The organism is Pontibacter qinzhouensis (genome assembly GCF_008017455.1).
In the GTDB taxonomy this organism is placed as follows: domain Bacteria; phylum Bacteroidota; class Bacteroidia; order Cytophagales; family Hymenobacteraceae; genus Pontibacter; species Pontibacter qinzhouensis.
On the sequence record NZ_VRTY01000099.1, the window covers coordinates 1 to 23221 of the forward strand.

Annotated in this window: 26 protein-coding genes; 22 read left to right on the forward strand and 4 right to left on the reverse strand. The window is 46.7% G+C overall.

Annotated elements, in window-relative coordinates:
• From sucB to FVR03_RS19700, 15 genes are all read left to right on the forward strand, one after another.
• On the forward strand, positions 1 to 704 hold a 704-nt coding region (gene sucB, locus FVR03_RS19640), incomplete at its 5' end, for a dihydrolipoyllysine-residue succinyltransferase (protein ID WP_147923479.1).
• A gap of 37 nt (positions 705 to 741) precedes the next feature.
• Entirely contained in the window at positions 742 to 1104 is a 363-nt protein-coding gene (locus FVR03_RS19645; protein WP_222707276.1) for a four helix bundle protein, read from the forward strand.
• 30 nt (positions 1105 to 1134) lie between these two features.
• Positions 1135 to 2538 (forward strand): dihydrolipoyl dehydrogenase, encoded by a 1404-nt coding sequence (lpdA, locus tag FVR03_RS19650; protein WP_147923481.1) that lies wholly within the window; start codon positions 1135 to 1137, stop codon positions 2536 to 2538.
• 138 nt (positions 2539 to 2676) lie between these two features.
• On the forward strand, positions 2677 to 2805 hold the full coding sequence (locus FVR03_RS25035; protein WP_255474309.1) for a hypothetical protein: 129 nt from the start codon (positions 2677 to 2679) through the stop codon (positions 2803 to 2805).
• Between the two features lie 601 nt (positions 2806 to 3406).
• Positions 3407 to 4243: an ABC transporter ATP-binding protein gene (locus FVR03_RS19655; RefSeq protein ID WP_147923482.1), complete on the forward strand. Its 837-nt coding sequence runs from the start codon at positions 3407 to 3409 to the stop codon at positions 4241 to 4243.
• 3 nt (positions 4244 to 4246) lie between these two features.
• Positions 4247 to 4417, forward strand: a complete 171-nt coding sequence (locus FVR03_RS24535; protein ID WP_187270230.1) for a hypothetical protein — start codon at positions 4247 to 4249, stop codon at positions 4415 to 4417.
• A gap of 38 nt (positions 4418 to 4455) precedes the next feature.
• Positions 4456 to 5205: a hypothetical protein gene (locus tag FVR03_RS19660; RefSeq protein WP_147923483.1), complete on the forward strand. Its 750-nt coding sequence runs from the start codon at positions 4456 to 4458 to the stop codon at positions 5203 to 5205.
• A gap of 1 nt (position 5206) precedes the next feature.
• Positions 5207 to 5575, forward strand: coding sequence for a GntR family transcriptional regulator (locus FVR03_RS19665; RefSeq protein ID WP_147923484.1), 369 nt, complete (start codon positions 5207 to 5209; stop codon positions 5573 to 5575).
• Positions 5576 to 5629: 54 nt separating this feature from the next.
• Complete coding sequence (locus FVR03_RS19670; RefSeq protein WP_147923485.1) at positions 5630 to 5827, forward strand: hypothetical protein; 198 nt, start codon at positions 5630 to 5632, stop codon at positions 5825 to 5827.
• A gap of 235 nt (positions 5828 to 6062) precedes the next feature.
• Entirely contained in the window at positions 6063 to 6590 is a 528-nt protein-coding gene (locus tag FVR03_RS19675; RefSeq protein WP_147923486.1) for a nuclear transport factor 2 family protein, read from the forward strand.
• A gap of 284 nt (positions 6591 to 6874) precedes the next feature.
• Complete coding sequence (locus tag FVR03_RS19680; protein WP_147923487.1) at positions 6875 to 7597, forward strand: ABC transporter ATP-binding protein; 723 nt, start codon at positions 6875 to 6877, stop codon at positions 7595 to 7597.
• 339 nt (positions 7598 to 7936) lie between these two features.
• Positions 7937 to 9181, forward strand: coding sequence for an ABC transporter permease (locus tag FVR03_RS19685; RefSeq protein WP_147923488.1), 1245 nt, complete (start codon positions 7937 to 7939; stop codon positions 9179 to 9181).
• A 165-nt stretch (positions 9182 to 9346) separates the two neighbouring features.
• On the forward strand, positions 9347 to 10597 hold the full coding sequence (locus FVR03_RS19690; RefSeq protein ID WP_147923489.1) for an ABC transporter permease: 1251 nt from the start codon (positions 9347 to 9349) through the stop codon (positions 10595 to 10597).
• A 190-nt stretch (positions 10598 to 10787) separates the two neighbouring features.
• Entirely contained in the window at positions 10788 to 11885 is a 1098-nt protein-coding gene (locus FVR03_RS19695; RefSeq protein ID WP_147923490.1) for an efflux RND transporter periplasmic adaptor subunit, read from the forward strand.
• 495 nt (positions 11886 to 12380) lie between these two features.
• Entirely contained in the window at positions 12381 to 12860 is a 480-nt protein-coding gene (locus FVR03_RS19700) for a GNAT family N-acetyltransferase (protein ID WP_147923491.1), read from the forward strand.
• Between the two features lie 98 nt (positions 12861 to 12958).
• On the opposite strand, the gene FVR03_RS19705 is transcribed toward FVR03_RS19700, so the two are convergent.
• Positions 12959 to 13516 (reverse strand): DUF4864 domain-containing protein, encoded by a 558-nt coding sequence (locus FVR03_RS19705; RefSeq protein WP_147923492.1) that lies wholly within the window; start codon positions 13514 to 13516, stop codon positions 12959 to 12961.
• 167 nt (positions 13517 to 13683) lie between these two features.
• Here FVR03_RS19705 and FVR03_RS19710 point away from each other — a divergent pair, with 167 nt between their 5' ends.
• The 7 genes from FVR03_RS19710 to FVR03_RS19745 all read left to right on the forward strand — a co-directional run bounded on the left by FVR03_RS19710 (position 13684) and on the right by FVR03_RS19745 (position 19594).
• The gene (locus FVR03_RS19710; protein ID WP_147923493.1) at positions 13684 to 14478 is read left to right on the forward strand and encodes a phosphatase PAP2 family protein; all 795 of its coding nucleotides are present in this window, start codon (positions 13684 to 13686) and stop codon (positions 14476 to 14478) included.
• A 199-nt stretch (positions 14479 to 14677) separates the two neighbouring features.
• The gene (locus FVR03_RS19715; protein ID WP_147923494.1) at positions 14678 to 14974 is read left to right on the forward strand and encodes a hypothetical protein; all 297 of its coding nucleotides are present in this window, start codon (positions 14678 to 14680) and stop codon (positions 14972 to 14974) included.
• Positions 14975 to 15094: 120 nt separating this feature from the next.
• The gene (locus FVR03_RS19720) at positions 15095 to 16186 is read left to right on the forward strand and encodes a DUF3616 domain-containing protein (RefSeq protein ID WP_147923495.1); all 1092 of its coding nucleotides are present in this window, start codon (positions 15095 to 15097) and stop codon (positions 16184 to 16186) included.
• Between the two features lie 245 nt (positions 16187 to 16431).
• Positions 16432 to 16887, forward strand: coding sequence for a hypothetical protein (locus FVR03_RS19725; RefSeq protein ID WP_147923496.1), 456 nt, complete (start codon positions 16432 to 16434; stop codon positions 16885 to 16887).
• Positions 16888 to 17438: 551 nt separating this feature from the next.
• Positions 17439 to 17771, forward strand: coding sequence for an ArsR/SmtB family transcription factor (locus FVR03_RS19735; RefSeq protein WP_147923497.1), 333 nt, complete (start codon positions 17439 to 17441; stop codon positions 17769 to 17771).
• Between the two features lie 112 nt (positions 17772 to 17883).
• Positions 17884 to 18963 carry an ACR3 family arsenite efflux transporter gene (gene arsB / locus FVR03_RS19740; RefSeq protein ID WP_147923498.1) on the forward strand — a complete coding sequence of 360 codons (1080 nt, stop codon included), beginning with the start codon at positions 17884 to 17886 and terminating at the stop codon, positions 18961 to 18963.
• 13 nt (positions 18964 to 18976) lie between these two features.
• A complete protein-coding gene (locus FVR03_RS19745) occupies positions 18977 to 19594 on the forward strand; it encodes a low molecular weight phosphatase family protein (protein WP_147923499.1) in 618 nt (205 codons plus the stop codon).
• A gap of 222 nt (positions 19595 to 19816) precedes the next feature.
• Here the strand turns inward: FVR03_RS19745 and FVR03_RS19750 are convergent, their stop codons facing one another.
• The 3 genes from FVR03_RS19750 to FVR03_RS19760 all read right to left on the reverse strand — a co-directional run bounded on the left by FVR03_RS19750 (position 19817) and on the right by FVR03_RS19760 (position 23146).
• Complete coding sequence (locus FVR03_RS19750) at positions 19817 to 21328, reverse strand: HTTM domain-containing protein (protein ID WP_147923500.1); 1512 nt, start codon at positions 21326 to 21328, stop codon at positions 19817 to 19819.
• Positions 21329 to 21800: 472 nt separating this feature from the next.
• A complete protein-coding gene (locus FVR03_RS19755) occupies positions 21801 to 22271 on the reverse strand; it encodes a hypothetical protein (RefSeq protein ID WP_147923501.1) in 471 nt (156 codons plus the stop codon).
• 410 nt (positions 22272 to 22681) lie between these two features.
• Complete coding sequence (locus FVR03_RS19760; protein WP_147923502.1) at positions 22682 to 23146, reverse strand: hypothetical protein; 465 nt, start codon at positions 23144 to 23146, stop codon at positions 22682 to 22684.
• Positions 23147 to 23221 lie beyond the last annotated feature (75 nt).

The following is a 23221-nucleotide window of genomic DNA, read 5'->3' on the forward strand; positions in this document are numbered from 1 at the left end:
GAGACCGCAATCAGCGTCGCGAAAAAATGAGCAGCCTGCGCAAAACAGTTGCTCGCCGCCTGGTGCAGGTTAAAAACGAAACGGCTATGCTGACTACCTTCAACGAGGTAGACATGAAGCCGATCATGGACATCCGTACCAAGTACAAAGACAAGTTCAAAGAGAAGCACGAGGTAGGTCTAGGCTTTATGTCGTTCTTCACCAAGGCTTGTACTGTGGCGCTACAGGAGTGGCCGGCTGTTAATGCCATGATTGATGGTAACGATATCGTGTTCAACGATTTCTGCGATGTATCTATCGCTGTTTCTTCTCCGAAAGGCCTGGTAGTGCCGGTTATCCGCAACGCGGAGCAACTGACGCTGGATGGCATTGAGAAAGAAGTTATCCGGTTAGCTAAAAAAGCAAGAGACGGTAAACTTTCTATCGAAGAAATGACAGGTGGTACCTTTACCATCACCAATGGTGGTGTGTTCGGTTCTATGATGTCTACCCCGATCATCAATGCGCCACAGTCTGCCATATTAGGCATGCACAACATTGTGCAACGCCCTGTAGCCATTAACGGACAAGTTGAGATCCGACCTATGATGTACCTGGCTCTGTCTTACGACCACCGCATCATCGACGGCCGTGAGTCAGTAAGCTTCCTGGTACGGGTAAAGGAGCTGTTAGAAGACCCAATGCGCCTGTTATTAGGTGTTTAACTCCAAATTAAAAATTCAAAATTAGAAATTAGAAATTGTGGGGGAGGAGAAGCAGAATGTAATCTGCGACAAAAGTTACGCTTTTGCGCTGCAGATTATTAAGCTTTATAAATTCCTGACAAGCGAGCAAAAGGAGTTTGTACTGTCGAAGCAGCTTTTGCGGAGCGGAACATCTATAGGTGCCAATGTAGAGGAGGCTCTTGCTGCAAGTTCTAAAGCTGATTTTGTAAATAAACTAAATATAGCCGCGAAAGAGGCAAGGGAATCATCATACTGGCTGCGCCTTCTAAAGGACAGCCAGTATATTCCTGAAAATGCGTTTGATTCCATTCATAAGGACTGCCTGGAGGTTCGAAAGATTATCAGCAAAATTCTTATTACGACTAAATCAAACCCATAATTTCTAATTTTTAATTTCTAATTTAAAAAAATGAAATACGATGTAGTAGTTATCGGTTCGGGACCTGGCGGGTACGTGGCGGCAGTTCGTTGCGCGCAGGTAGGTCTTAAAACCGCAATCGTTGAAAAATATACTGTACTGGGTGGTACTTGCCTGAACGTGGGTTGTATTCCTTCTAAAGCACTGCTGGACTCTTCGGAGCACTTCCACAATGCCGCGCATACTTTTAAAACCCACGGCATCGACCTGGACAACCTGCAGGTGAACATCCAGCAGATGATTAAGCGGAAGGGCGAAGTAATAAAATCGAACAACGATGGCATTGCTTACCTGATGAAGAAAAACAAGATCGATACCTATTATGGCCTTGGCTCTTTCGTGAGTAAAAACAAGATCAAAATAACCGGGGTAGACGGTAATGTGCAGGAATTAGAAACCGAGAAAACGATTATCGCGACAGGTTCTAAGCCAACAGCACTGCCATTTTTGCCGGTAGACAAGAAGCGAATCATTACTTCTACAGAGGCTTTGTCTTTAACAGAAGTGCCCAAGCACATGGTGATTATTGGCGGTGGCGTTATTGGCCTGGAGCTAGGTTCGGTATATGCCCGCTTAGGTTCTAAAATCACGGTAGTGGAGTTCATGGATTCTATTATCCCGACCATGGATCGTGCCCTGGGTAAAGAACTGCAGCGCGTGCTGAAGAAAACGCTAGGGTTCGAGTTCTTCTTCAGCCACAAAGTAACAGGTGCTACAAATGAAGGTGATGTGGTAAAAGTAACAGCCGAGAATCCGAAAGGAGAGACCGTTACATTTGAAGGCGACTATGTGCTGGTATCAGTAGGTCGCAAGCCATTTACCGAAGGCCTTGGCCTGGAAAATGCAGGCGTGCAAATGGGCGACCGTGGCATGATTGCCGTAAACGACCACCTCGAAACAAATGTGCCCGGCATTTACGCTATTGGCGACGTAGTACGTGGCGCTATGCTGGCGCACAAAGCCGAAGAAGAAGGCGTGCTGGTGGCAGAGCAGATCGTAGGCCAGAAGCCGCACATCAACTACAACCTGATACCGGGTGTGGTCTATACCTGGCCGGAAGTAGCGGGCGTAGGCTACACCGAAGAGCAACTGAAGGAGCAGGGCCGTGCTTTTAAATCCGGCTTGTTTCCGTTCAAAGCTTCTGGTCGTGCCAAAGCCTCTATGGATACCGACGGTTTTGTAAAGGTATTGGCTGATAAAGAAACAGACGAGATCCTGGGCGTGCACATGATCGGGCCGCGTGCCGCCGACATGATAGCAGAGGCAGTAGTAGCCATGGAGTTCCGGGCATCGGCAGAAGACATTGCCCGCATGAGCCATGCGCACCCAACCTACACCGAAGCCATGAAAGAAGCCTGTTTAGCAGCTAGCGAAAACAGAGCGATACATATCTAAGCTTTTAGATTTTCGATAATAAGCAGCAGCGCCACCTCTACAGGGTGGCGCTGCTGCTTTATAGGCATATTTGTAAATCGCTACCGCGAGCTTTCAGCTCGTGGTTTTTAATAAGGCGAGTTTCCAACTCGCGGAAGTATGTATAGGAATAATCTTCTTCATGCTGATGTTTCAATGGATGTTCCATATAAAGCCACTTTAAAAGAAAAGTCCCCCTTTGAAGGGGGTAAGGGGGATGTTGCAAAGGCCGCAGAAAAACCAGGATAAACAGCTATCGGAGAAAAATTGAGAAATTGTTTGTTAGTTACCCACCCAACTCCCTTCACAGGAGGGGCAGAAAATTTCTTGTGAATATCAATGCGGGCCCTGCGAGTTGAAAACTCGCGACAGAGAATACTTTACTCTCATATTATTCTAATGAAAAAGCCCTTCAGAAGCTTTTTGGGTAAAAAATATTCAAGGCTGGTTCTTTTATGTTACAGAAGCAACGTTTACTAAGAGCCGCTTCTCCCAATCAAACGCTGCTTCAGGCAAGTTTACCCTTGGGTGTTCGCAGCAGTAAAACGCTTCGGAAGGCCAGTTTCATTAGAAACATTTAAGGGGTGTATAGTGCTGCTAGTACACCTAGCCCAGCAGCAAAGCTCCTGTTTCCCCTCTTCTTAAAACCAGGATGCCCAAAATGTCTTCTTCAACTTCCCTTTGGTAGTTGCTGCCTAAAAGCCTTATTTTCAATAGTTAGGCTGTTTTCTGAGCGTTACAAAAAAAAATAAAAAATATTTAGCTAGAATAATTTGACATTATCAAAACCTCTTGTACATTTGTAGTGTACTAACTAACTAGTACACTACCACAACAAACAAATAAAACTATGATAGCCTTAAAAGATGTTCAGTTCCGATATAAAAAACAGCGGCCTCTTTTCGAAAACTTAAACCTTACGCTGCAGCCAGGCTTTATCTATGGTCTGCTGGGTAAGAACGGTGCCGGCAAGTCGTCGCTGCTCAAGCACATGGCTGGCCTGCTCTACCCAAACAGCGGCGAGTGCCGGGTATTTGGCTACAATGCCCAGGACCGCGATCCCAATATGCTGCAGGACATATATGTTATTCCGGAAGAGTTTGAGTTGCCTGGCATCAACATTAGCAGCTACGTGAGCAACAACGCCGTTTTCTATACCCGCTTCGACTATGCTCAGATGGATGCTTACCTGACTGAGTTCGAACTGCCGCGTACCGTAAAACTCTCGAACCTGTCGTATGGCCAGAAAAAGAAGTTCCTGATTGCCTTTGGCCTCTCTACCAATGCCCGCCTGCTTATTCTGGACGAGCCAACCAACGGCCTCGATATTCCTTCTAAAAGCCAGTTTCGCAAAATAATGGCTTCTGCGCTCGACGAGGAAAAGCTGATCATTATATCTACGCACCAGGTACGCGACCTCGAGAACCTGATCGATAACATTGTGGTGCTGGAGCAGGGCAGCATCATCTTTAACCAGAATGTAGCCGCTATTTCTGAAAGAGTAACTTTTGAGTACAACCTGAACGGTGTGCCTGACGACGAGGTGCTGTATTCGGAAGAGCTGCACGGCCGCAGAGCCGGAATCGTGAAAAACCTGTCGGGCATGGAGACGCGCGTAGACCTGGAGCTGCTGTTTAATGGCATTGTAAAAGATGCCGCCACCATCAACAGGCATTTCGCTAACTAAGCCATGAAAACAAATTTTAACCTCCGACAACTCCGGCAACTTGCTGACCACTACCTGCCTTTACAATCTTTGGGAGTAGCTGCTGCAGCCGTAATATGCGGCCTGGTAGTACAGGCAGGCAATGTGAACTTTACCTATCCATTAGAACTGTTGCTTAACGATCTTATAAAATGAATACGACCATACCACTGACCTTAGTACAATCTAAAACTATGAATCCTGTATTTGACCTCGGCCGGCTGGGCTACTTTATAAAGCGCCAGCTTAATCTGAACCTGAACTCCCTGTGGATAGCCATTGTCTCTAATTTTGGAACAATGCTGGTTATCTCGGCCCTCTTCGCCTACTTTAACCGCCAGGACGAGGAGGTGCTGTATGGCTTACGCAACATGTACCTGGTAGCCTTTTCCCTGTCGGGGTACGTGTTTACCAGCATGGTGTTTAAGGAGATGAATTCTTCTAAAACCAGCTATGCCTTTTTAACGCTGCCTGTTTCTAAGCTGGAGAAGCTGGTGGGGGCCTGGCTGGTGTCGGCACCTGTGTTTGTGGTGCTTTATGGCCTCATGATCCTGCTGCTGGCTTTCTTTAGCTCCATGCTGGCGCAACAGCCGGAGGTGTTTCCGAGCTTGTTCGACCACAATGTTTGGGTGTGTGTAAAGGTATACCTGGTAACTCAATCGATTTTCTTTTTAGGAGCCTGCACCTTTAATGGCAATAATTTCCTGAAAACGCTCCTGGCCCTGCTTGTATTCGCCTTCATAATTGGCCTCTACAGTACTATGCTTGGCTACCTGTTGTTCAACAGCGAGGGACAGGTAGTAAATGAGCAGACCATGAACCCCGTGCTGAAAGATAATTTCACTTTTATCTTTACTAAGATTATTCCATTTATTTTCTGGTACCTGCTTGCTCCTTTTATGCTGGTGGTATCTTATTTTAAACTACAAGAAAGGCAGGTGTAAGATGGAATTCAGAGATACCCAGGCTATTTATCTTCAGATCGCAGATCGTTTCTTCGAGAATATACTGCAAAAGAAATGGATCAGCGGAGATAAAATACCATCTATCAGAGACATGGCAGTAGAGTTTGAAGTTAACCCAAACACAACGATGCGAACATTCAACTTCTTGCAAGACAAAGGCGTGATCTACAACAAGCGGGGCATCGGCTATTTTCTGGCCGACGACGGGCTTGAGAAAACCATCGCCCTTAAAAAGGAGCAGTTCCTGCAGGAGGAGCTACCAGGCTTCGTTAAAACCATGCAACTCCTCGGCCTTACCCTGGACGACCTGAAGGCATACGTGCAGCGGAACCCGCTTTCTGATAATTAACAATCAGGAGCTACCTGAAAAGAAATTGAACGTCACTTAAAAAGAAAAACTAAAATGGCTACAAGCAATAAACTTCTGCTGGGCTTACTCATAACAGTGCTGCTTTTTGTAACAGTGCTAATGAGTATAGGCAAATACCACGGCATCGGGTCTCATATTAATATAGATTTCGATGAAGATATAGAAGCTCCGGCAGCACCCGCACCACCACCTGCTCCAGAGGCTCCGGCAGCTCCTGAACCAGCTGAATAACCGATTAACTGCTCCCATACCACGTACACATTTCCATAAACTATGAAAAAAGCCGACTACCGGAAACCAGCGAAGCCACTACTGGCAAATCGGGTTTCCGGTGTTCGGTTCCTTCCAAATTCCGATCTTTTTTGCAGATAACCTACCTGCAGCCATCACTCCCTCTCCTGAAAGCACCTGTGCTGCTCCACACAACCGTACATTACCCGCTCATTTACTCCTAAAAAATAAAACCATGAAAACCAATTGTTCCATTTTACTTGCATCAGCCCTGGTGCTGTTGTTCTGCTCCTTTACTACAAGCCTTTTGGCGCAACCGCGGCACATTGTTGTGGTAGAAGAAACCATTGTGGCCTTAGACAGTGCTTTTTGGGTTGCCTACAACAACTGCGATACCGAAAAAATGAACCAGTTTGTAGCAACCGATGTGGAGTTTTATCACGACAAAGGCGGGCCTACTTTTGGGTTAACCAGCCTAAGCGCCAGCATCAAGAACAACCTGTGCGGCAACCCCAATTTCCGGTTAAGGCGCGAGGCTGTAAAAGGAAGTGTAAAAGTTTATCCGCTGGCGAAAGATGGCGTACCTTACGGAGCCATTATAGCGGGTAGCCACACGTTTACCATACTCGAAAAAGGCAAAAAGGAGAGGTTAGATGGCCTGGCCCGGTTTACCCACCTTTGGATATTAGAAAACGAAGCCTGGAAAATGAAGCGGATACTGAGCTACGACCACGGCCCGGCTTCAAGCAGAACAGAGAAGTAAATACGGCCACCTCACTGCCTCTCTTCAGGAACCGGCAAAATAGTTTTACCTCCTGAAGCAACCTTGCCCAGGGTTTTCGCATCATATGAACGAGCTGCCAAAACCGATGTTAATGGAGTTAATGGTGCTGTTTTAACGATAATATTTTCGTGTTCATAGATAAAGGAAGGCTATAAGTCGATAATTATTGGTTATAAGTATAAGATTTAGAAATAGTTGGACTAAATCCGGTACCTTGTATAGCCCATTAGCTTATTTTTTGTGTCACCCATTTCCCTGCTGCGATGATCCAATTAAACAACATTCAGAAATATTATACGGTAGGGCACAACAAGCTGCATGTGCTCAAAGGCATCGATATGCAGGTGCGGGAGGGCGAGCTGGTCTCTATTATGGGCTCGTCGGGTTCAGGCAAATCTACGCTGCTCAACATCCTGGGCATTCTCGATGATTACGACATAGGCGAATACTCGCTGGCAGGCACCTTAATGAAAAACCTGTCGGCTACCAAGGCCGCGTATTACCGCAATAAATTTCTGGGCTTTGTATTTCAGTCGTTTAACCTGCTCTCGTTTAAAAATGCGATGGAGAATGTAGCCCTGCCACTCTACTATCAGCAGGTTAGCCGCAAACAACGCAACAAACTGGCCCTGGAGTACCTCGACATGGTGGGGCTGAAGGACTGGGCAGAGCACTCGCCAAACGAAATGTCGGGGGGGCAACGGCAGCGCGTAGCCATTGCGCGGGCCCTTATTTCGCAACCCAAACTTATTCTGGCCGACGAACCAACCGGTGCCCTCGATACCCAGACCTCGTACGAAGTAATGGATATCTTTAAAGAAGTGAACCGCAAGGGCATGACCGTAGTGATCGTAACGCACGAAAACGACATAGCCGACCAGACCGACCGTATTATCCGGCTAAAAGACGGACTGATAGTAGACGACATAACAGAAGTGGAACATGCCAGCCAGGCAAAAGCCGACATACTTTCTTCTGGGAAGTAGAAAAAGGCAACCAACCCTTAAATCAAAATCAATCAAAACGCTTTGGAAGGCCTTTTTCATTAGAATAATTTAGTTGTTGATTGTTCGTTGTTAATTGCTAAATTGTTTAATAGTTAAATGGTTGATTAACAGGTAGAATAGGATCTTTTTAATGTGTAAAAGAAAGAAAAAATAATTAGTGTTCAGTTAAATTTATTTTTAAAAAATAAGTCATTCTTAAACTGCTGGCATACGAGCATAGATTAGCTAATTTCTAATTTGGCGAAGCACTAATGACGCTTCATTTTTAACTAACCATAAGGTCTTTCATCTAAAATCCAGCATCTAATATCTAAGAAAATGTTCGACATAGATAAATGGCAGGAAATTCTGGGCACGATACGGAAAAACAAGCTCCGTACCTTCCTGACGGCCTTTGGCGTGTTTTGGGGCATTTTTATGCTGGTGCTGCTGCTCGGAGCCGGTAAGGGAATGGAGAAAGGTGTAATTAATCGTTTCGGCGATGGGGCAAAAAACAGCATTTATGTGTTTACGGGCAAAACAGCTGTGGCTCACCAGGGCATGGCACCTGGCCGGCAGATAAAATTCACCAACGAAGACCTGAAAGCTATAGACCGCGAAATAGCCAGCCTGAATATTCTGGCTCCACGCAACAGGGTGTTTGGCGAATATACTATTAACTACCAGAAGCAGTTTGGCTCCTACCAGGTGTTTGGCTCCGAACCCGATTTTCTGGAGCTTAACGGCGAGCGGGCTTACCGTGGCCGCCTGCTGAATAAGTTCGATGAAGAAGAAAAGCGCAAGGTAGTGGTGCTGGGTGAGCAGGCCAGCAAAATACTCTTTCTGGAAGAAGACCCCATTGGTAAATATGTGGCTATTCGGGGTATACAGTTTAAGGTAGTAGGTACTTTTAAGGTAAAAGGCAATAACAGCGGCCGTCGCGAAGAGCGTGCCTATATACCGTTCTCTACTATTCAGGCTGCTTTTAACCAGCCTAACCAGGTGCAGATGATGGCCCTGACAGCTCAGCCCGGCGTAAGCGCCAAAGAGATGGAAGGCCGTATCCGGGTGTTGCTGGCGCAACGGCACAAGTTCTCGACAGAAGATGTGCGGGCTCTCGATATCAGCAACACCGAAACCGAGTACCTCAAGCTGCTGGGGCTGTTCAGTGGCATCCGGATTTTTGTCTGGATTGTAGGTATCGGCACCTTAATAGCCGGTATTGTGGGCGTAAGCAACATTATGCTGATTATTGTGAAAGAACGCACCCGCGAAATCGGTATCCGGAAGGCGCTGGGAGCTACGCCCTTTTCAATTGTGAGCCTTATTCTGCAGGAGTCAGTCGTGATAACGGCGTTTTCGGGTTACCTGGGGCTGCTGCTGGGGGTGGGGCTGCTCGACCTGGCACGTTACGCTATAGAGTCGGCAGGAGAGGAGATGCCCTTTTTTGCAGCACCTGAAGTAGACCTGGGCGTGGTGCTGGCCGCTACCCTGATCTTGGTAGTTTCCGGTGCGCTGGCTGGCCTGGTGCCCGCTCTGAAAGCAGCCCGCGTAAAGCCCATAGAGGCGCTTATGGCAGACTGAGATTTAGTTAAAAGTTAAGAGTTATGAGTTACACAGGTTGTTTTTTTTGACTTCAGTCCTGAGTTCTCTGTCCTGATCCTGTAACAAATGTCAGAGCCATTTCGATTTCCGGGAAATTAAATCGCTGCCTATAACAGCAATCAACAACTAGCAACCAGCAATTAAATGATCGACATCGATAAATGGACCGAAATTTATAGCACCGTAAAGCGGCATAAAATGCGCACAGCTCTAACGGCCTTTGGCGTGTTTTGGGGTATATTTATGCTGGTGTTGCTGCTGGGTGCCGGCAAAGGACTGGAGAACGGTATCATGAAAAATTTTGATGTGGCCAAAAATGCCGTGTTCGTCTGGACACAGCGCACCAGCGTGCCGCACAAAGGTCTGAAAGCCGGAAGGTTTATTCAGCTTACAAACGACGACATGGCCGCCATAAAAGCAGGTGTGCCGGAGGTGGAGGTGCTGGCCCCGCGTAGCCAGCTTAACGGCGACTTTACAGTGTCGAGAGGCACCAAAAGCTCCTCGTTTACTGTAAATGGCGAGCACCCGGAAATGATAAAGGTTATCGCGCTCCAGATGCTAACCGGCAGGTTTATAAATAACCACGATATAAAAGAGAAACGGAAAATAGCGGTAATAGGGCCGCGGGTGCAGGAGGTGCTGTTCGGCAAAGACTCCGACCCCATAGGCGAGTACATCAATATAAAAGGCAGTTACTTTTTGGTAGTAGGCACCTTTACTCCCAAAAGCTCCGACGAAGATGGGCAGCACGACGCGCAGGTAATTTACATACCGCTTACCACACTTCAGCAAACGTTTAACCAGGTAAACAAAGTAGGTTACATGGCCTTAACGCCAAAGCCCGGCATACCAGCCAAAGTAGCCGAAGAGAAAGTAAAGACCCTGCTCATGCAGCGCCACCAGGTAGCCCCCCAGGATCTGAAAGCCTTTGGATCGGCCAACATTGAGGAGGAGTTTAAAGACATACAAGGGCTATTTACGGGCATTGCGCTCTTTAGCTGGTGGGTGAGCATCGGTACCATTGTAGCGGGCATAGTAGGCGTAGGCAACATTATGCTGATTGTAGTAAAGGAGCGGACAAAAGAAATAGGCATACGCAAAGCCTTAGGTGCCACACCCTGGTCTGTTATCAGCATGATTATACAAGAGTCGGTTGTAATTACAGGACTGGCTGGCTATGTGGGCCTGCTGGCCGGAACAGGTTTAATTGCGGGCATAGATTACGGCATGACCAAATACAAAGTAGAGGCAGGCTTTTTTGGCAACCCCGAAATTAACGTGACCATAGCGCTTACTGCCGTTATAGTACTCGTAGTCGCCGGCACTATTGCAGGCCTGGTACCTGCCACCAAGGCAGCCAGAGTGAACCCGGTAGTGGCGCTGCGCGATGAGTAAGGGGCTATGCCAAATTAGAAATTAGAAATTAAAAATGTTGAAAAACTGGCTTTAATGACAGCGATTGGAGCCTTTTTAATCTGATTATAATTGCGGATTATTGAATTTGTTCTGACAATTTTACGAAGAAGAATCTTAGAAAACTTTTGCCGGAAACTGGAAATATTAACTGTTTAAATCATACGTAACAATGAAAAAGGTTTTGCTTGGAATTTTTGTGTTGATTTTTCTGGCACTTTCAGGCTGGATGGGGTATTACTTTTACAAAAAGTCGAACACAGACCCTGTGGTGTACAAAACAGAAGAACCTGTTACAACCGATGTGGTTAAAAAGACGGTAGCCACTGGCTCTATTGTGCCGCGCAAGGAAGTGGAGGTAAAGTCGCAGGTATCGGGGGTGGTAGAGGAGTTATATGTGGAGGCAGGCGAAATCGTGAAAAAAGGCCAGTTGCTGGCAAAAATCCGGATCGTGCCCAACATCGTGAACGTGAACAATGCCGAAAATGGCGTACAGACTGCTAAAATTAACTACGATGAAGCCAAACGTGAGCTGGAGCGTTACGAAGACCTGTACCAGCAAAAAGTAATTTCGGAGCAGGAGTACCGCAAATACAAAGCAGATTTTAACCTGAAGCGCGAGGCGCTGCAATCGGCAGAGAACAACCTGCAGCTCGTGCGGGAGGGAGCCTCTAAGCGCAGCGGGCAAGCCTCTAACCTGGTGTATTCGACCATAGATGGCATGCTGCTCGATGTACCCATTAAAGCCGGTTCCTCGATTATAGAGCGCAACAACTTTAACGAGGGTACTACTATTGCCACCGTAGCCGACATGCGCAGCCTTATTTTTGAAGGTAAGATAGATGAATCGGAGGTAGGGAAACTAAAGGAGAACATGGACCTGCTCCTGACCATTGGTGCCATAGAGGGCCGCGTGTTCAACGCTAAACTGGAGTACATAGCGCCCAAGGGTGTGTCTGAAGAAGGCTCTATTAAGTTCCCGATAAGAGCGCAGGTACTCCTCAGCGAGAACGACTTTATAAGAGCGGGCTACAGTGCCAACGCCGATATTGTGCTCGATAAGCGCGAGAAGGTGCTCACGGTAAAAGAAAGCATGCTCAGCTTCGAAAAAGACGATACCTTTGTGGAAGTGGAGACGGCACCGCAGGTATTCGAGAGGCGAGCCGTTAAAACCGGCCTCTCCGACGGCATCAACATAGAAGTAGTGTCGGGCCTGCAGAAAACCGAGAAGGTGAAGGTGCCGGAAGCTGCTGCTACCCAAAAAATTTAGAGTTGTTTGTTTAGATTTGATAGGAGAAAAAAGCGGGCTCAGCTCGCTTTTTTCTTTTATAACAAGACTAACCCTTGGCTAAAAATCAGGTAAAAACCTTCGGAAGGGCTTTTTGATTAGAATAATTCGGTTGCTGATTGTTAATGGCTAAATGGTTGATTTAAAGACATGGTTACTACTCCTTGTTGTCATCCTGCCAAGGATCTTGTGGGCGAAAAGCATCTACAGCTAGGTAAAAGCATATCCTGTAAATTATTGGGATAGGAGCCCTATAGAAAGATTCAAACAAAATTCCCACCTATTGCAGCTTAGGGACTTCGTCAAATTAAAAATTAGAAATGTTAGAAAATCTGCTTCCATGACAGTTATAGAAGCGTTTTTCATCTGTTTACAGGCTGTGAGTTGCTGAAGTTGTTATGACAGCTTTACTTAAGGCAGCTCAACATTTTGCACAGATTTTTGAGTACTGTATTTTTACGTTTCAAGATTTTTGCCATGATAACAACTGCTGTCCCCATTCAAATTGTAGATTTCGACCCAGCCCATGCAACTGCCTTCAGAGCCTTAAACGAAGAATGGATTACCCGCTATTTTGAGTTAGAAGAAGCAGACATAAAATCGTTGAGCAACCCGCAAGCCTACATTTTAGCGAAAGGGGGCTTTATTCTGATGGCGCTCTACCATGGAGATCCCGTAGGAGCATGTGCTTTGCTGCGCGAAGAAGCCAACGTGTTTGAACTGGCAAAAATGGCTGTAACCGAAAAAGCGCAAGGCCTTAAAATAGGCAAAGCACTCGGAAAGGCAGCTTTAGCAAAAGCCAAAGGAGCAGGTGCTGCCAAGGTGTATCTGGTATCTAACAGGAAACTCCACACTGCCCTCAGTCTGTATCAGAAACTAGGCTTTAAAGAAGTGCCTATGCCACCCAGCATCTACAAAAGGGCCGACATTAAAATGGAAATCGACCTACTTGCATAGCCGGCAGCCCAAGGGGCAAACCCAGATTATTTGAATGGTTTTGGCCTTCAGAAGCTTTTTTCAGCCTTAAGGGTCAAGGGTAATCGGCACAAGTAGTACTAAATCTGGTGTGTTTCGGCTTCTGGTTCCATTCTGGCCACGCCTTCTGTCATCCAGCAGCCTTTGTAAGGGCCTCGCTTCTGCTTGGCTAAAATAAAGAGATAAGCTGTTTCTATGTCATCTTGTCCTGCAATTACAACAATCTGGTAAGCCGTGTTATCTGTTATAACCATCTTTCCAGATTTGTAAGATTTAAAGTTAAGCATAGGCCGGTATGCCGGTTCCCGCACCAACAGCCTGAAGTGGTTAATAGGGCCCAGGTTCATTTTGTTAACCGGCGACGAGAAGTTGAAAATCGTGATCACGCCACTGTCGTTACGGTCGTTCTGCTGCAGCGCCCGCAGTTGTATACGCATCACCTGGTGTGGCGAAAGTTCTTTATCAGGTCGTAAAAAGCTCTCTTTCGAAATAACATCAGATCCGGAGCCAGTGGTGTAGGCATTATATACATGGAGGTCTTTTACGGGCTCCGCCGGAAACTGTACCCACAGCAACACCAGCAAAATCAGCCCTACCCCCAGCAAAAGCTTGTCGAGTATTTTTCCATATCCTTTCATGTAATTATGTACTTTATTCAGAATGATATGGTTGTGATAGAGAGGGTTTAACGAGTAAAAAGTACAATTTGACGAGGCAAGGTTGCCGAACTTAACATTTACAAGTACATCAGGAAACAAAATGCCCGGTGCCCGTATACCACATCAGCCCCATCTAACTTTAAAATATGCTTTCAGACAAGGTGCGTTTGGCTATGCAGCAACTGTTGCAGCAGCCTGTTGTGGTACGTGTGCAGCAGCGGTTTCCACGTGCAGTCCGTTTTCTGCAAAACAGGTTCAGTACAACTTCTTTTACCGGTCTGCCGCTTACCTTGCTGCTGGTGGTATTCTTGTTTAATAGCATGCTCTTGTCGCAGCTAACCGAGGAGGTGGTGGAATCGGATGGTGTGCTGGGGCTCGACGATAAATTTACCGCCATGCTCTACGGCGTTCGCTCCGACTGGCTCAGCCAAACCTTCTATTTCCTGACGCAGCTTGGTACACGGGCTGCGGTGTTTGTAGTGGGGGCTTTGGTAACGGGGCTGTTTCTGTACAAGCGGCGTTATGTGGCCATTCTGGCATTCTGGCTGGTGATGGCTGGTGTGGGGCTATCGGTGCAGTATGGCAAAACATTCATCAGCCGCAACCGGCCGGCAGATGTTGCCTATTATCCGGAGCACAATTACTCGTTTCCGAGCGGGCACGCCACCACGGCTATGGCCTTGTTCGGCATGGTGGCCTATTTCCTGTGCCAGCACTACCGCGCGCCTGCGCAAAGGCGGCTTATTATAGCAGGAGCCGTTCTGGTAATAGCAGGAATCGGGTTTACCAGAATTTACCTCGGTGTCCATTTCTTAACCGATGTGCTGGCCGGGTATATGCTGGGCGCACTGTGGCTGCTGCTGGGTATTAGCCTGACCGAACTAATGACTTACCGAAGCAAGCGGCTGGCGGCAAAGCAGCAGGATCCTACATCAGGCTGAGGCAGGGCTACAGATCGAAAAATTAGAAATGTATAATTTCTGCTATGTCTTAAATAAAGAGATAAATATGCCCGATTGTGTAACTATCTGAGCTGAAAACCGATAAAATAACTCTAATGCTCTTGCTCCGCCCATAGTTTTAACTACGGCAGCGCCTTGAGCAGTAACTAAAATAATTGAATAGTAATAAGATAAACCTATGGAAAATACACAGAATAAAGGTTCGCAAGTGAAGTCGCAGCAAGATGTGCTAAGCACCTCTCAAATTTCAGAGATGTGGAACAAAAGCGGCTTAAAAGATATACCAGGCAGACTACAGAAATTCGGTAGCACAGCCGTAGACAAAGTAAGCCACCTGAGCACTACCCAAAAAGTAGTAGGCGGAACATTGCTGGCACTTGGTGCCGGCTGGGTTACCATGAGCAACACGAAGCAAGGTAAAAACCTGCTAAGCAAAATGCAGAACAGAACACTTACAGGTAAAAAGAAATACTAGCCTGTACTCAGACTCCACCAGAAACAGCAAAGCCGGACCACAGCGCCCGGCTTTGCTGTTTCTGGTGGAGTAGCAAAGCACTTTCCTCAGCCGATCAGATTATTTTAGAGACCACCCTCTATGGCACAACAAATAAAGCTGCAGTTTACAGCTTCTAAAAGCCTGAACGCAGATGGCAAACATGTGCGCGACGGCCTTTCTACGGTATTACGCACCGGCAACAACATCTGGACGGGCTGCGATGAGCGAACTACCATTGAGCGGCTTGCCTGCCTGCCAGATGGTTCTTTAGGCGAGCATGCATCTTTTGCACTCAGCGATTACCTGCACCTGCCCGGCAAACCTGGTCAGGAAATAGATATAGAAGGCATGGGTCTAGCAGGCAATTACCTGTGGGTTATCGGGTCGCATAGCCTCAAACGGAAAAAGCCCCGTAAATCGGATTCGGTGCCGGACCAGCAAAAACGCCTGGCAACTGTTAAAGCCGAAGCCAACAGGTACATGCTGGCGCGCATCCCCATCTTACTCGACTGCGAAACCGGTAACTACACCTTGCACAAAAAGTGCCCCAACCCCGATGAACCAGGCGAACTGCTGTGGGCAGCACAACTGCAAAGTGGTAAAAACGGCAACGAACTAACAGAGGCTCTGCAGCAGGATGAGCACCTGAAGGATTTCTTCCGGATTCCGAGCAAAGACAATGGCTTCGATATAGAAGGGCTAACCGTGGTAGGAAAGCGGCTGTTTATCGGGCTGCGCGGGCCAGTGCTGCGTGGGTGGTCGGTAGTGCTTGAAATAGAAGTAGATGAACTCGCAGACAAGCAAGGTTACCTGCACCTGAAGCAAATTACCCCGGAAAGGCCTTACAAAAAGCATTTCCTGCACCTGAAAGGAAAAGGTATCAGGGAATTGCGCCTACTAGGAGACGATTTGTATATTCTGGCAGGCCCTACCATGGATCTGGATGGCACCATCGTGCTTTACCGCTGGCCCAATGCGCTGGCGCAGCAAACCGAAAGCATGCTGCATAACTCTGAGCTGGAGCGGCTACACGAAATTCCGCATGGTACCGGGGCCACAACTGGTCAGGATAAAGCAGAAGGCCTAGCCATTTACGACGACAGCACCCTGCTTGTGGTTTTCGACAGCCCTACCGATGCCCGCAAAGTAGGCAATGATGCTGTGCTCGGCGATCTTATTAAAGTGAAATAGATGTGCCTTTATGCATGGTTAAAGCAGATATCTATTTTTCGGGGTACCATTAGCGTAACTTACTGCGTATAAAATTTATGCTCACATATAGTTCCGGTTAAGCAAAAGAATAGCATGTACGAAGCAGTGGCATTTATGGCAGCCGCTGGTTATGGTTAGCCAAACATTTTCTAACAGGAACGGGCATACCAGAGGGAGCTTACCTTCTGCAAAAAATTACTTTTCTAAAACATTTTATAGAAGCTATGAATAACCAAACGAACAACATTTTACTGGCAATGGCCAGTGGTCTGGCAGGAGCCTGTTTTGTAACACTTGCACACGAAAGTCTGAGGCGGGTAGTGCCTGAGGCTCCCCGGATGGACATTTTAGGAATGCGTGCCATTGCCAAAACCATGCGAAAGGCAGGAGCAGAGCCACCAGCCAGCGACGAGCTGCACAGTTGGGCACTGGTAGGCGATATTGTGTCGAACTCGCTGTATTATAGTTTGGCTGGAACAGGTAAAAACGCCTGGTGGCGTGGCGCTATTCTAGGTGCCAGTGCAGGTGTGGGTGCCGTAGCGCTGCCCGGCCCATTGGGTCTTGGCGAAGCACCCAGCAACCGCACCGACGAAACCAAAGCCATGGCCATCGGGCTGTACCTGTTAGGCGGACTGGTGGCTGGCACAGTTGGCTGCCTGCTAACCTCCGGCAAAGACTAACTATCTTATTAAATCAAAGTTGTTTTTCAGGGCAAGGCTAAAGTATGCAGCTTTTGCAGTCTCTTACTTTGAGCTATACCAATTATTCAAATGAAAACAGCCTTCAAAAGCTGTTTTCATCATTTTAGCTCAAGGGTAAAGCACTAAGGTAACATCAACCTAAAGTGCTTTAGCCGTACTTCTCCAGGTTCTGCTCCCTTACAAGTAATAACTATTCCACGGCCTCTGGCCAATTTGAAACTCTTTTGCAGAGGCATATAACTCTATAAATTGGAGGAGCACTTAGTACAAACAAGGAAGTTTTGTCGGATTGGTCAAACCAGTCTCAGGCTTAGCTTCTAAATTATTCGAATGAAAACAGCCTTCAAAAGGTTTTACATCAGAATTTTGCCAAGGGTCCATCTGGCAAGTTTCAGTTAAATATACTTAGTACATCTTCAGCTAACAGCAAAAGCTCTTTCCATTTCTATAAACCGTAAACTTTTCTGAGGAAGCACTTGTTGCTTTCTTAAATCAATCGTATTATTGCAATAATATAATTAATGGAAGGTATGGGAGCATCAAAAACAGAGCTGCACACAAACGAGCAGATGGAGCTGGCGGCGCTGGCTAAAGCCTTGGCGCATCCGGCGCGTATTGCTATTCTGCAGGAAATGCTTAGCAAGCGCACTTGCCAGTGCGGTGAGCTGGTTACATCTATCGGGTTGGCGCAACCCACTGTGTCGCAGCACCTGAAAGAGCTGAAACAGGCAGGTTTAATTAAAGGCTCTATCGAAGGTGCAAAAATCTGTTATTGTATAGACGAAGCTAACTGGCAAAAATGCAAACAACTGTTCAACGGCCTTTTCGATGAATTTATACCACTGCAAAACAGCTGCTGCTAACGCAGTCTACTGTAGGCGCGCCTCATCGTCTTCAAAGAAATCATATTCTCGACCGACAGTCGACTTGCAAATCGGATATACACTTTATCAGTACATCTGTTCTTAAATTACTATGGCACAAACTTTAAAAACGACCGAAAAACCTGGCACGCTCTCGCTGCTAGACCGCTACCTGACGCTCTGGATCTTTCTGGCAATGGGCATTGGAGTGAGTGTAGGCTATATTTTTCCGGGCACAGAAGGTTTTATTAACAGCTTCCAGTCTGGTAATACCAATATTCCTATTGCGGTGGGGCTTATTTTGATGATGTACCCACCACTGGCTAAAGTAAACTACAGGCAAATGCCGAAAGTGTTCCGCAATAGTAAGATAGTGGGCCTCTCGTTGGTCATGAACTGGGTTGTTGGCCCGCTCCTGATGTTCTTTCTGGCTATTGCCTTTCTCCGTGATTACCCTGATTACATGGTCGGTGTTATTATGATCGGGCTTGCCCGTTGCATTGCTATGGTGCTGGTCTGGAACGATCTGGCGAAAGGAGATTCCGAATATGCTGCCGGACTTGTGGCGTTTAACAGTATATTTCAGGTGCTTACCTACAGCTTTTTCGCCTACATATTTATTACGGTGCTACCGCCATATTTCGGTGTAGAGGGGCAGGTTATCGAAATCGGTATCGGGCCTATAGCCGAGAGTGTGCTGTTGTACCTGGGCATTCCGTTTGCGGCAGGCTTTCTGTCGCGGCTGGTGCTGGTGGCAGCTTATGGGGAGCAATGGTACAAAGAGAAGTTTATTCCGGCCATAAGCCCTGTTACTTTAATTGCCCTGCTCTTTACCATTATGGTCATGTTCAGCCTGAAAGGTAACCTGATTGTGGCCATTCCTTTCGATGTGCTGCGCATTGCGGTGCCGCTGGTTATTTATTTTGTGCTGATGTTCCTGATTACCTTTTTTGTAGGTAAAGCCTCCGGAGCCGATTACTCTAAAAACGCAGCTGTTTCTTTTACAGCGGCAGGCAACAACTTTGAGCTGGCCATTGCTGTGGCCATAGGTGTATTTGGCATTAACTCAGGCCAGGCGTTTGCGGGTGTAGTGGGGCCGCTGGTAGAGGTGCCGGTGCTCATTGCGCTGGTGCAGGTGGCGTTCTGGCTCAAACGCAAATATTACGGACAGCTCAAAGAAAGTATCGCTTAACAAAAATAACCCTATGAAATTAGTCGATAAACTACAGCAGTACACGCAGGAACTGGAGCAGGAATACTTCCAGATTCCGGAAGAACGGAAACAGCTTCTGGAGCAGCTATCTGCCTATATCAGCCAGAAGGTAAGGCAGCAGGAGCCGGTGCAGCTAAACTTTATCTGTACCCATAACTCACGCAGAAGCCACCTGGCCCAGTTGTGGGCACTGGCAGCCGCGGCTTATTACGAGGTAGCTGGCGTACACTGTTTTTCTGGTGGCACAGAGGCTACTGCGTTTAACATCAGGTCGGTAGAGGCGATGCGGGCAGCAGGCTTTTTAATTGAAGAAAAAGAGGCCGGCAATAACCCGCTTTACGAAGTACAGTATGCCGCGCAGACAGCGCCGGTGCTCGCCTGGTCTAAAGCCTTCGGCGATCCGGCTAACCCAACCTCAGGCTTTTGTGCCATTTTGGTTTGTTCTGATGCCGACGAAAACTGTCCGTTTGTGCCTGGTGTAGAGTTTCGCATGAGTATTACCTACAACGACCCTAAAAACTTTGACGATACCCCTGAAGAAGCCCATAAGTATGCGGAACGGGTAAGGCAGATCGGGCGCGAAATGCTGTATGTGTTCAGTAAAGTATAGCGGTAAAAGCAGAACGCTACTTATTGTTCTAGCCCATAATTGTAACCTGCACCAACAAGTCAGGCTGCTGGTATATTCGTAAAATCTTTTAACAGTGGCTGGGGCTCGAAGTACCTAACATTGCGTGCCTTCGCAGGTTTATACCAGACCTCGCAGCGTCTTGCTCCGCAGCCAACTGATGCACGAGCGTGTCTGCTCATAAACCTTAAGTTACTGCTGCAGTTACTCCGGTAGGTTGGCGCAGGTGCAGAGCACTTCTTTGGTAGGTGTGGCCACCTGGTAATCTGGCAACGAAAACTCTTTCATGTAGATAACCTGCAGTTCCTTTACCGGGCTTTCGGGGTTTGCCTCGTTCCAGCGGCGTACCAGGTAATTGCAATAGTAAGGGCGCATAAACCCGTTGTGTATATACAGGTAGTTTTCGGAGTATTTTCGCCACCTGTCGTTCTTGAACAAAGCCATAACAGAAGCAGGTTTAAGGTAGTCTACTTCTTTGCCTTGCTGATTCAGGTCTATGCTGCGGCCGGTGGTGGTGCTGCCTTCTAACACATACCAGCCATCATCTTTAAAAACAGCCGGCGAGAACATGCCCCAGTGCTGATCGGTGCGGAACAGGTAACCAAACCAACGACTCTCGTCGGGCAATTTAGGCAGTTTGAGGGTGGTGCCGCTCAGGTTCCACCAGATGCAGTAGAGCAGCAGAAAAGCCACTACCCCCTCGCGTATCTGGCGCTGCACAGGTTGTTGCAGAAAAGGGCGGTGCAAGCGGAACTGCACCTGCATAGAAGCCGGGAATTTTACACGCTTAAATATATGTTGAAACTGCCCCGTTAACGGTCTCCTGATAGAAGCCAGGAACCTTTTCTCGGCCCAATCCATGGCTACAGGAGGCAGTAAGCCTACCGCCGATGCAATGTTAATGAGGTAAAAAAGCCCGACAAACAGGGTAAGGCTGATGCCGATATGGAAACAGAGCAGCACCCCGGCCACCACCAGCCTGAAAAAAGTATTTCTGAACGGAATGAGCAGCAGGAAAGGGAGTAGCAGCTCTGTATAAAATGTAAAGAACGTAAGAAAGCGCAGCAGCTCCGGGTACGGGTAAATGAGCTTTCCAACCGGCATTAATATCTGGTCGAGGCTGAGAGCATAATAAAGGGCTGTGCCCTCTGTGCGCCACTCAGGCGCATTTTTAAGTAAGGCGGTGCAGAAATAGACCAGGAAAATCTGTAAAATATAGGCTATCGTGGCCACACTAAAATAGCGGGTTTCCAGCACAGGCTTGGCGGCTTTGGTGGCATCGTAGGAGTAACAACGGCCCCAAGGCAGAAAAATTCCCCAGAACAGCAGCATCCGAAGCAGATCGTCGCCACCCTGCGAAATAAGCACATTACGGTTTTGGAGGGAGAGTAGCAGAAGCCAGGTAACAATGGTGGCCACTCTGGTTTTATAACCTATAAGCAAACAAACGGCAAATACGGCAGCAATGGCAAACAACACTGCCTGAAACTGCCATAAGCCGCTTAAGGCATGTAACGAAAAGTAATAGGGGTTCCAGGCGTGTTGGTGCAGCACATGCAAGGGCAGAACACCCATATTAGAATAATGTGCTTCCAGGTCTGTAGCCCTGATGGCCAGGTCAGTAAGAACAATGCCTGCCAGCCAGATCCGCATCACCGCGATAGCACGAAGATCAACAGTAAATACTTTTCGTAAATACCAGGCTAGGTAATTCATCTGCTAACTTGTAAGTCGAGTAAGAGAAAAGTAAACGGAATTATTTTAGAGGTCATATTTCTGCATAGTTCCTTTTATTTAAACACTACGATAGAACTCTCCGAATAGCGTATTTACTATCTTCTATTTTTAACAGAAGGGAAAAGTTTATCCCCTTGGTTTCTGCAAGTTCAGTTTTCGGAAAGTTTAAATGACGGTTTATGTAAGTGTATAGCAAAGTTGGCCCTACAAATTTGTTTTACATATAAACAAATCTACAACTTATCAGAAATCAACATTCGGTTCTTTCCCTTTTAACAGGATCAAAAATAATCTTGTTGTATTCCGGGGCTTGTGTCCTATAACAAATAGCAGTGCAAACATGAGTTCCGAAAGGGTAAGAAGGAGCCCATAACCTATAAAAGAGAAAGGCAAAACACCTGGTTGGTGCCTGCCTTTCTCTTTTACTAGGAATAGTTGTTAATCCTTTCGATTAATAAGTGGTGGTGCCGGTTGTTCCAGCAGTAGTTCCTCCTGTTGTTGTTCCAGCAGTAGTTCCTCCGGTAGTAGTACCTGTTGTTGTTCCGGTAGTGGTACCAGTTGTTGTGCCAGTAGTAGTTCCGGTGGTCATACCAGTAGTAGTACCTGTTGTTGTTCCAGTAGTAGTACCAGTTGTTGTTCCGGTTGTTGTGCCAGTAGTAGTTCCAGTTGTTGTGCCAGTAGTAGTACCGGTTGTTGTACCTGTAGTAGTTCCTGTAGTCATACCAGTTGTTGTGCCGGTTGTTGTTGTACCAGTAGTACCGGTGGTAGTACCAGTTGTGGTAGTTTCCATATCAGAATCCATGGTATCTTCCGTACCGTATGTTCCGTCGCTTTCAGATGCTGTGGTATTGCTGGAGCAAGAAGAAAATACAGTTGCAGCCATAAATGCTGATGCCAGCAATGATACATAAGTCTTTTTCATAGTCATTATTGTTATTGAATAATAATTTAATTCTAGTTCACCTTTTACGGGACATTAGCAAAATGGATATCAAATGACTTAGAAAAATTTAATTTTGTCTTTAATTTACTTGCAAAAACCATCTTTTTCTTATAGGAGTAAGTAGTTATTCAGAACTAAAATAGGGGTTTTATGCAGATACAAATGCAAAGCTATTGCTGCTATTTAAGTAAGTTTTAATTGCCACAGGTTTTAAGCGTACAGTAATAAAATGCGATATAACCTGTTTAAAATGCTTAGCTTCAGCTTTATTAGGTTATTTCAGGAGGTAGCCTGTGCCTCCTCCTACTACCCATTACTACAAATATGGTAAAACAGGTGTTTGGCATATTTTTGATGGCAGGTTTTTTTGGATGCTATAATAGTTAAAATTAGTGTGCCTTTAAATAATGCTTTTTTGCCTGTTCCAGGGTGTTTACTATTTGCTGTAGTTGTTGGCGTAAGTGTACAATTTGGTCTTTGCTCTCCGAAAATTGCCTGCTCAGTAACCACTTTCCTTTTGCCCGCTGAAATGCATGCCAGTAGTGCTGCGTAAAAAATCCGCTTACGGGCAAACTCAGCAGGTAGAGCAGTAGGTAAGCAACGGAAGGAATAAGCTCCCAGAACAGAAAAGCCTGCAACAGATAAAACAGCGGAAACGAGAAAATGCCTTTTGCTCCAGCCCCTGCATATAGGCTTTTACCCGTTGCTTTATTATTTCTACCTGTGCCGGGGGCAGCGATAGAGGTCAGGGCCAATACATGCCTTTGCAGTTGCGCCGTATCGGTGGTGGCAACAGGACTAGCCTGTAAAAATTCGGTCAGCAGCAGCGCTATTAGGAGTAATAAGCACCTCAAGTTAATAACGCGAGTTTTGGGTTTAATTAATTGTAAATCAGTAGTTAAGACACAAAAAACAAGACAGCGCCAAAA

Bases quoted from the DNA above. Each gene is read 5' to 3' on its own strand.
- lpdA (WP_147923481.1), top strand. From the start codon at position 1,135: ATGAAATACGATGTAGTAGTTATCGGTTCGGGACCTGGCGGGTACGTG.
- FVR03_RS19705 (WP_147923492.1), bottom strand. From the start codon at position 13,516: ATGAAAGGATATGGAAAAATACTCGACAAGCTTTTGCTGGGGGTAGGG.
- FVR03_RS19745 (WP_147923499.1), top strand. From the start codon at position 18,977: ATGAAATTAGTCGATAAACTACAGCAGTACACGCAGGAACTGGAGCAG.
- FVR03_RS19670 (WP_147923485.1), top strand. From the start codon at position 5,630: ATGGCTACAAGCAATAAACTTCTGCTGGGCTTACTCATAACAGTGCTG.
- FVR03_RS19720 (WP_147923495.1), top strand. From the start codon at position 15,095: ATGGCACAACAAATAAAGCTGCAGTTTACAGCTTCTAAAAGCCTGAAC.
- FVR03_RS19750 (WP_147923500.1), bottom strand. From the start codon at position 21,328: ATGAATTACCTAGCCTGGTATTTACGAAAAGTATTTACTGTTGATCTT.
- FVR03_RS19675 (WP_147923486.1), top strand. From the start codon at position 6,063: ATGAAAACCAATTGTTCCATTTTACTTGCATCAGCCCTGGTGCTGTTG.
- FVR03_RS19685 (WP_147923488.1), top strand. From the start codon at position 7,937: ATGTTCGACATAGATAAATGGCAGGAAATTCTGGGCACGATACGGAAA.
- FVR03_RS19700 (WP_147923491.1), top strand. From the start codon at position 12,381: ATGATAACAACTGCTGTCCCCATTCAAATTGTAGATTTCGACCCAGCC.
- FVR03_RS19695 (WP_147923490.1), top strand. From the start codon at position 10,788: ATGAAAAAGGTTTTGCTTGGAATTTTTGTGTTGATTTTTCTGGCACTT.
- FVR03_RS19755 (WP_147923501.1), bottom strand. From the start codon at position 22,271: ATGAAAAAGACTTATGTATCATTGCTGGCATCAGCATTTATGGCTGCA.
- FVR03_RS19665 (WP_147923484.1), top strand. From the start codon at position 5,207: ATGGAATTCAGAGATACCCAGGCTATTTATCTTCAGATCGCAGATCGT.
- FVR03_RS19735 (WP_147923497.1), top strand. From the start codon at position 17,439: ATGGGAGCATCAAAAACAGAGCTGCACACAAACGAGCAGATGGAGCTG.
- FVR03_RS19725 (WP_147923496.1), top strand. From the start codon at position 16,432: ATGAATAACCAAACGAACAACATTTTACTGGCAATGGCCAGTGGTCTG.
- FVR03_RS19655 (WP_147923482.1), top strand. From the start codon at position 3,407: ATGATAGCCTTAAAAGATGTTCAGTTCCGATATAAAAAACAGCGGCCT.
- FVR03_RS19715 (WP_147923494.1), top strand. From the start codon at position 14,678: ATGGAAAATACACAGAATAAAGGTTCGCAAGTGAAGTCGCAGCAAGAT.
- FVR03_RS19680 (WP_147923487.1), top strand. From the start codon at position 6,875: ATGATCCAATTAAACAACATTCAGAAATATTATACGGTAGGGCACAAC.
- FVR03_RS19710 (WP_147923493.1), top strand. From the start codon at position 13,684: ATGCTTTCAGACAAGGTGCGTTTGGCTATGCAGCAACTGTTGCAGCAG.
- FVR03_RS24535 (WP_187270230.1), top strand. From the start codon at position 4,247: ATGAAAACAAATTTTAACCTCCGACAACTCCGGCAACTTGCTGACCAC.
- FVR03_RS19660 (WP_147923483.1), top strand. From the start codon at position 4,456: ATGAATCCTGTATTTGACCTCGGCCGGCTGGGCTACTTTATAAAGCGC.
- FVR03_RS19690 (WP_147923489.1), top strand. From the start codon at position 9,347: ATGATCGACATCGATAAATGGACCGAAATTTATAGCACCGTAAAGCGG.
- arsB (WP_147923498.1), top strand. From the start codon at position 17,884: ATGGCACAAACTTTAAAAACGACCGAAAAACCTGGCACGCTCTCGCTG.
- FVR03_RS25035 (WP_255474309.1), top strand. From the start codon at position 2,677: ATGTATAGGAATAATCTTCTTCATGCTGATGTTTCAATGGATGTTCCA.